Origin of the sequence: Burkholderia sp. SCN-KJ (assembly GCF_024656005.1) — a bacterium.
Classification (GTDB): Bacteria; Pseudomonadota; Gammaproteobacteria; order Burkholderiales; family Burkholderiaceae; genus Burkholderia.
The window spans coordinates 145,441-151,723 of record NZ_JANKOG010000018.1 but is presented as its reverse complement, the minus strand read 5'-3'; the positions used below and the strand labels follow the sequence as shown (position 1 = coordinate 151,723).

The 6,283-nt window shown below is 61.3% G+C and carries 7 protein-coding genes; 6 read left to right on the top strand and 1 reads right to left on the bottom strand.

Features of this window, described 5'->3' with window-relative positions; translation table 11 throughout:
* Positions 1–309: 309 nt before the first annotated feature.
* Positions 310–633: a hypothetical protein gene (locus NQV17_RS26795; RefSeq protein ID WP_257774577.1), complete on the bottom strand. Its 324-nt coding sequence runs from the start codon at positions 631–633 to the stop codon at positions 310–312.
* A 703-nt stretch (positions 634–1,336) separates the two neighbouring features.
* On the opposite strand from NQV17_RS26795, the gene NQV17_RS26790 reads away from it, so the two are divergent.
* The 6 genes from NQV17_RS26790 (at position 1,337) to NQV17_RS26765 (ending at position 6,279) form a co-directional block, all read left to right on the top strand.
* Positions 1,337–2,377, top strand: coding sequence for an N-6 DNA methylase (locus NQV17_RS26790; RefSeq protein ID WP_257774576.1), 1,041 nt, complete (start codon positions 1,337–1,339; stop codon positions 2,375–2,377).
* 231 nt (positions 2,378–2,608) lie between these two features.
* On the top strand, positions 2,609–4,279 hold the full coding sequence (locus NQV17_RS26785) for a PRTRC system ParB family protein (protein ID WP_257774575.1): 1,671 nt from the start codon (positions 2,609–2,611) through the stop codon (positions 4,277–4,279).
* Positions 4,280–4,360: 81 nt separating this feature from the next.
* Positions 4,361–4,807, top strand: coding sequence for a PRTRC system protein E (locus tag NQV17_RS26780; protein WP_257774574.1), 447 nt, complete (start codon positions 4,361–4,363; stop codon positions 4,805–4,807).
* 11 nt (positions 4,808–4,818) lie between these two features.
* Positions 4,819–5,037 (top strand): PRTRC system protein C, encoded by a 219-nt coding sequence (locus tag NQV17_RS26775; protein ID WP_226117973.1) that lies wholly within the window; start codon positions 4,819–4,821, stop codon positions 5,035–5,037.
* Positions 5,030–5,248, top strand: a complete 219-nt coding sequence (locus NQV17_RS26770) for a hypothetical protein (protein WP_257774573.1) — start codon at positions 5,030–5,032, stop codon at positions 5,246–5,248. Before NQV17_RS26775 ends, NQV17_RS26770 begins: the two co-directional genes overlap by 8 nt.
* Positions 5,170–6,279, top strand: coding sequence for a PRTRC system protein F (locus NQV17_RS26765; RefSeq protein WP_257774587.1), 1,110 nt, complete (start codon positions 5,170–5,172; stop codon positions 6,277–6,279). Before NQV17_RS26770 ends, NQV17_RS26765 begins: the two co-directional genes overlap by 79 nt.
* The last annotated feature ends 4 nt before the right edge of the window (positions 6,280–6,283 follow it).

Below are 6,283 nucleotides of genomic sequence, written 5' to 3'. Positions count from 1 at the left end.
GCGATCGGTGGGTTGCTGGCGCTCTACGATCGGCAGCTGAGACGGGCGCCGCGCGCGACGGTGGCCCGGATCGTTGCGCAGGTGAATGCATATTGGCGAAAATCGTCCGGGGCGCCGAGTGAGCAGGAGCGGCTCGCGGCCTAGGCAGAACAATGACGGGGCGACGCGCGGTGGTTCCGCATGCTCAAGGTCCCGGATACCGGGCCGTAAACCCGGTTGGAAAATTGGATTTTTTCTCCTCGTTGTACTCCACCTCGCCCCGCACTTGGTATCCAAGGCGGGGTTCTTTTTTAGCTCCAGTTCAATCGGTCATCGCGCATTGCGCTTGGCCGGCTCGGACGGGTTGTATTCGCGACCGGTCGCCTTCTCGGTCAGAAACCATTGGCCGCTCGACAGGCGGGTGACGTGGCAAAAAGGGAAACGCTGCTCCATCAGCATTTTCTCGTTGGCGTCGCGTTGGTCGCGCCAATGTCCAATGAGTCGAAGAATTTCCCCGATCCCCCACCCGCAGGCGAACAATCCTGCCAATGCGCGTCCGCAGATCATCCTGGTGTGGGGGCTGAGCCGAGTGAAGACCATCAGAAGGTCAACGATTAGCATGACGATGATCGTGATTGGAACAAGACGTTGCATGAAGGTTTTGGGCTCGGATTGGAAGTTCCCAAAGGCAAGCCGGTTGGCGTGAGGACCAGCCGGGCTTAGGAATGTGGTGTCTTTGCGTGTCTAGCGGTTGCACTCCTGCATCGTGCCGTCGACCGCGCAGTTGACCTGCTATGCGACATCGAACGGAACGTGGCTGCTCCTGAGAACGAGACGCTGGGCCAACAGCCCGCCAGTTCGATTGTGGCCAGTGGCCACCACGTGCTCAGTCGGAAAGACACGTCAATTCGGTCAGCTTTCTCGGAACCGTCATAGGAGGGCGTCGAAGCTGCGAAAGCTATACGTTTTTCTCGAGCTTTCTGGGTTTGCCCCCTCAACCGGTTGAGCTGGATGGCGTCTTGCCTAAAAAGTGTGCAGGGGGCTCTCCGTCACGCCCGGTGCGGTCTTCCGGGACTTTTCCACAACGTTGTTCAGGGAAATTGTGAGTATCTTGCTCGCGTTCCCCTACGCGCGGCTGGCAAAAGCCCATGTGATATCCCGCCCATTGCCCGGCCAGTGGCGGGCGACCACGCGATACGATCCATCCACCTACCGCGTCATTGACGCATCGACCAAAGTCCGCCGCCGGCGGCCTTCCATATCACCCAGACGGGACCACTCCCGTCGGGCGTGCACTCCCGTTGATCCTGGAGAGCACCATGTCCCATCTGTATATCTGCGCCCGCGAGGTGCTCGCATGAGCCGCAAGAGCGCAGAACGCAAGCACGACCAGACCGCGGACCCGTATCAGCGCGAGTTTGTGCAAATGATTAAGGCTTTCTCGTACGGCCAGCACACGCATACGGTGTTTGCCGACTTCGTCGAGTTGGCCGCGCTGTCGATCAGCAACAGCGTCGATCGCACGCAGTTTGAGGCGCGCGAGAAGCGTTACCTGGAAATCGTCGGGAAGTACAAGCGCGAAGACGTCGAGCGGTTTCCCCGCATGCTCGGTGCGCTGACGCTGTCATTCGAGCATCGGATGCAGGTGTCGGAGAAAGCCGGGACGGACGAGATACCTGTCTTTGAAGGTATGACCGACGTGCTCGGCGAGACCTACATGATGCTGGAGCTGGGGAATGCCCGGGCAGGGCAGTTCTTCACCCCGTACCACGTGTCGCGCCTGATGGCGATGATGACGACCGGCGACGGTCAGCCGCACGTCCGGCAGCACGGATTCCTGCGGATGCAGGAGCCGGCGTGTGGTGCCGGCGGCATGGTCATCGCGACGGCCGAGTCGCTGGCGGCCGCTGGTCACAACTATCAGCAGACGATGCATGCGACCTGCGTCGACATCGACCCGGTCTGCGTACACATGGCCTATCTGCAGCTGTCGTTGCTGCATATCCCCGCGATCGTCGTGCACGGAAACACGCTCACTGGCGAGGTATGGGGCGTCTGGTATACGCCAGCTCACGTCATGGGCGGCTGGCGATGGAAACTGCGTCGACGCGAGCGCGAGCTGGCCGAAGCGGCGCGTGCCGTCGGGGCGGAGATGGGGGGCACCCCGCCCGCCGACGGCGTGCCCGAGCCTGAGCCGGAGGCTATCGACACGATCGAGTCGTCCGTCTCGACGCCTCTGGTCGATGACGAAGACGGTGATGTCGCCATCGCCGAGCCGGAAGTGATCTCAGCACGGCCGGACGACCGGGGAACGATCTTCGACCTGTTCGAGGACGCTGTCGAGCTGACGAGTCCCGCCGCGATCTTTGCAGCGATCGACCAGATGACGTTGTTCTAGCGGCTATCTCTTGAACCCAGCCCGATCCTCGTGATCGGGCATTTTTTTTGAAAGCTGAGCCGAACCTCCGGGCTTTCTCGTCTCCGGCTGAAATTTCGCGCGGTATCGTTGTCCCATCTATCGCGTCACTGACGCATCGACCCCGCCGGCTCCGCCGGCAATCCATTGCCTATCAACCCCATCGGGAACCACTCCCGACGGGGGGCAGGTTCCCACTCTGGAGAACCTGTCATGCAACACGCCAACCTTCAACAACCCACCGTTCCCCTCGGTCGCATCGTCCTCGGTCCGAACCCTCGAACCTACTTCGATGACGCCGAGATGGACGAGATGCGAGCGTCCATCCGCGCGCGCGGCGTCGATACACCCGTGCTCGTGCGTCCGCTCGACGACGATACGTTTCAGCTGATCGCCGGCGGACGCAGGTACAAGGCCGCGATGGACGTTCACGGCGAGACCTATGACATGCCGGTGTCGATCAAGTACGTCGACGAGATCGAGGCCGAGGAAATCGCGCTGGTGGAAAACATCCAGCGTGCGGACATGTCACCTGGCGAAGAGGCGGTCGCCGCGGCCAAGATGGTAGGCCGCTGCAAGGGCGACCGGGAAGACGCCGCCCGTCGCATCGGCTGGAGCCTTCCGACGCTCAACAGCCGGCTCGCGCTCATGAACTGCAGCGCGAGCGTGTTGGAAGCGCTCAATACGCGGAAGATCAATCTCGGCCACGCCGAGCTGCTCGCGGCCATTTCGAAAGAAAATCAGGACAAGGTGTTGCCCGTCATTGTCGATGAGAAGCGGACGGTCGCCGACGTGAAGAAGCTGGTCGAGTCCGTGTCGTGCTCGCTGAACGCGGCGATCTTCGACAAGGAACAGTGCACCAGCTGCCCGCACAACTCGTCCACGCAGTCTGCACTGTTTGGCGAGTCGATCGCGGACGGCAACTGCACCAACCGCGGCTGCTACAACGAAAAGACCGAGAAGCAACTCGAAGTGATCGCCACCGGCGTTCGCGACGAGTTTCCGCTCGTTCGGATCGTGCGTCCCGGCGACAACCACACCCGCGTGCAAATTGCGGTCGATGGACCCAACGGTGTGGGCGAAGACCAGGCGAAGGCTTGTCACTCGTGCCAGAACTATGGCGCCGCGGTGAGCGCGTTGCCGGATTCGATCGGCAAGGTGTTTCGCGGCCAATGCTTCGATACCGTGTGCAACATGAAGAAGGTTGCGGCACGGATTCAAGCGGCGAAGGCGGCGAAGCAGCCTGCGGCAACCGCGAAAGCGGGAGCCGCGCCCGAGAAGGGCGCCGCGAAGGCGAGCGGCTCCAAGTCCGAGCCGGCAGCCGTCACGGTCGTCGCGGAATCCGACAAGGTGAAGCAATACCGTGTCGCCGTCTGGCGCAAGGCACTTCGCCGCGATATCGGGACAAACGGCTTGCTCGCACGCCAGTACCTGATCGCGATCGTCCTGGCCGGATACGCCCGGCAGATCAAGGATGACACCTTCCGACTCGTGTTCGAGAAGATGACCGAGGAGAAGGTGCAGTCTGGTGATCTCGCGAAGGCGATCGATCTGGTGCAAGCGACGAGCGAGCGGCAACAGGTGGATCTCGTGACCGGCATGCTGCTTTCCGCGATCGAAGGTCTCGACGTGCTGTACCTGACCCAGCTTTGCAAGCAACACAAACTGGATCTGGCGAAGCATTGGAAGCTCGACAAGACCTTCCTCGAACTGTTGACCAAGGCCGAGATGATGGTCGTGGCTGACGAAATCGGTCTGCGCATTGCGATGGGCGACGACTTCAAGAAGGTGTTTTCGAAGTCGAAGTCGGAAGTAATCGAGGCGCTGCTTAACGTCAGCGGTTTCGACTACGCCGGCAAGATTCCGAAGGTCCTCAAGTTCTGACATGCGGGGCGGCCGTGCGCCGTTCCCGTCCTTCATTTGTGCCGCCATCGTGCGGCGCTTTTTCATTTTCCGGAGATTTCCATGTTTCAAGCACTTGAACCGCTGATTCGTTCGGCTGGGACGTTGACGTTGTCACTCGCGATGGACGGCGACAACGTGGTGGTGTTCCTGACGCCGCAAGGCGGGAAGGACGCCACGCTGCGTCAACCGCTCATCCTGAAGGCGCCGGCTGCGGAGCTGGACGAAGGGTTCGCCGCGGCGGTCACCTCCTACTCGACGGCGCACAAGTCGCTCGAGGAGCAGGTGGCGGCAACGAACGCGATCCTGGACGAGCAGAAGGCTACGGAGGTGACGAAGGCGCAGAAGGCCCTGACCAAGGGTTCGAAGGTGCCGACGGCCGGCGCAGCAGGCGGTGCTAATGACGACGACAACGACGACGACGGCGATCAGCCGGCACCGTCCGTGCTGCAGGATTCCGTGGCTGAGTCGAAGCCGGCAGGCACTGATCTCGCGTCCTTGCTCATTTAAGGAGATATCTCATGTCGATCAGCATCGCAGCGGTCGTTCGCGAATTCCTCTACAACGGCATGGCCTTGATGGATCCCGGTGTGGCGTTCTCTCCCGATCAGGTGCGGGATCTGTACACCGCCCAGTATCCGGAGCTGACGACGGCCGCCGTCGACGGCCCGCAAATCAAGGGCGAGGTCATGTCCTACACGTTCGTTCGCGCGGCTGGCGCCAAAGGCGCCCATGCGTAAGGACCCTCTGCTCAAAGCCCTGTCCGATCCGGATGGTGGCTTCAACCAACAGGAACCGGCCGAAAGGCCGGTTTTTTTATATGACGAGGAAATGCGGAAATGTTCTTCGATCCTGCACTCCCTGATTCAAGCATCGCAGCTGGCTCAGCCGCGCCCTGGCAACCGCCACGCGCTGCCGCTGCCCGACGTCGACCTGGCGCTGATCTTCTGACGCTTCCGTCCTTCTCGGCGGAGGTGCCGGGGGCGGTGCGGTTGAAGTGGCGTGAAGACGTGCACTTGTCGGAGCTGGTGCTGAAGCATTTCCAGTACGGGCCGCTGCGCGCAGGGGACGTTCATGATCCGGCCGACGCAGGCGACGCGTTCCAGCAGGCGTTTCATGCGTGGGCGCAACGCCAGTATGGGCCTCTTTCCCGGCTCAGATTCAGGCCGCGTCTGTTCGATGCGCATGCGGTTCGTGATGTTCTTGATTGCATCGGTAACGAGAACAACGGGGACGACCCGACGCCGCTGTTCTTCGGGTTCGGCCTTGAAGATGAGTGGGTGTACTCGCTTGAAGGGGCGATCGAGACACTGCGGTCGGTCCACCCGTTGCTCTTCCGGACGGTGATGGCCGAGTTGTACAGCGCATCAGCTCGGACGATGTTCATCCGGACGCCAGACTGGTTCATGTACGAATTTTCGTGCTGGTACTGGGACGGCGATCCGAACATTTCGGACAAGGATGCGGACGAAGCGCTGAAGGAACGCTTCGAGGACGACACCGTAACTCGTTCTGCATATCTGCCGTCGGTTGTTCGGCCACAGCTTTGTCCGGACGACGCCGATCCGTGTGTGTTTAGCGGCGGTAGATGGCGTAATCGACGCGCCCTGACGGGCCCGGAGCTACTTCGGCTCCGCGCTTGCAACACGGGTATGCCACGGCGCGTCTGCACCGAGGTGCTCAAGCTGCGGGCACTCATGCGCCGTAGCCGAACACGAAATCTGTTTCACGTGAGCTACGCCGCAAATCCGGCTTACGCGCTTTGCTCGGTGATCGTCGAGGACAACCAGTTTGTCGGTGACCTTCTCGATTGCCATTTCGACAATGAAGCCCAATCCGGTGATGCGACCACCTACAGCGGATTTTCCCGTTTGGCGTCGACCCCGAAAGCTATCCGCCGCCAGTACGCCGACCTGGCACTGGCGTTCCGAATTATCACTCACCTTGACCGGCTTCTTGCGCTGGTGAGTCATCCCACTTAAAGGA

Excerpts from the sequence above, each read along its gene's own strand:
- NQV17_RS26780 (WP_257774574.1), top strand. The coding sequence starts at position 4,361 with ATGTTTCAAGCACTTGAACCGCTGATTCGTTCGGCTGGGACGTTGACG.
- NQV17_RS26770 (WP_257774573.1), top strand. The coding sequence starts at position 5,030 with ATGCGTAAGGACCCTCTGCTCAAAGCCCTGTCCGATCCGGATGGTGGC.
- NQV17_RS26790 (WP_257774576.1), top strand. The coding sequence starts at position 1,337 with ATGAGCCGCAAGAGCGCAGAACGCAAGCACGACCAGACCGCGGACCCG.
- NQV17_RS26785 (WP_257774575.1), top strand. The coding sequence starts at position 2,609 with ATGCAACACGCCAACCTTCAACAACCCACCGTTCCCCTCGGTCGCATC.
- NQV17_RS26775 (WP_226117973.1), top strand. The coding sequence starts at position 4,819 with ATGTCGATCAGCATCGCAGCGGTCGTTCGCGAATTCCTCTACAACGGC.
- NQV17_RS26795 (WP_257774577.1), bottom strand. The coding sequence starts at position 633 with ATGCAACGTCTTGTTCCAATCACGATCATCGTCATGCTAATCGTTGAC.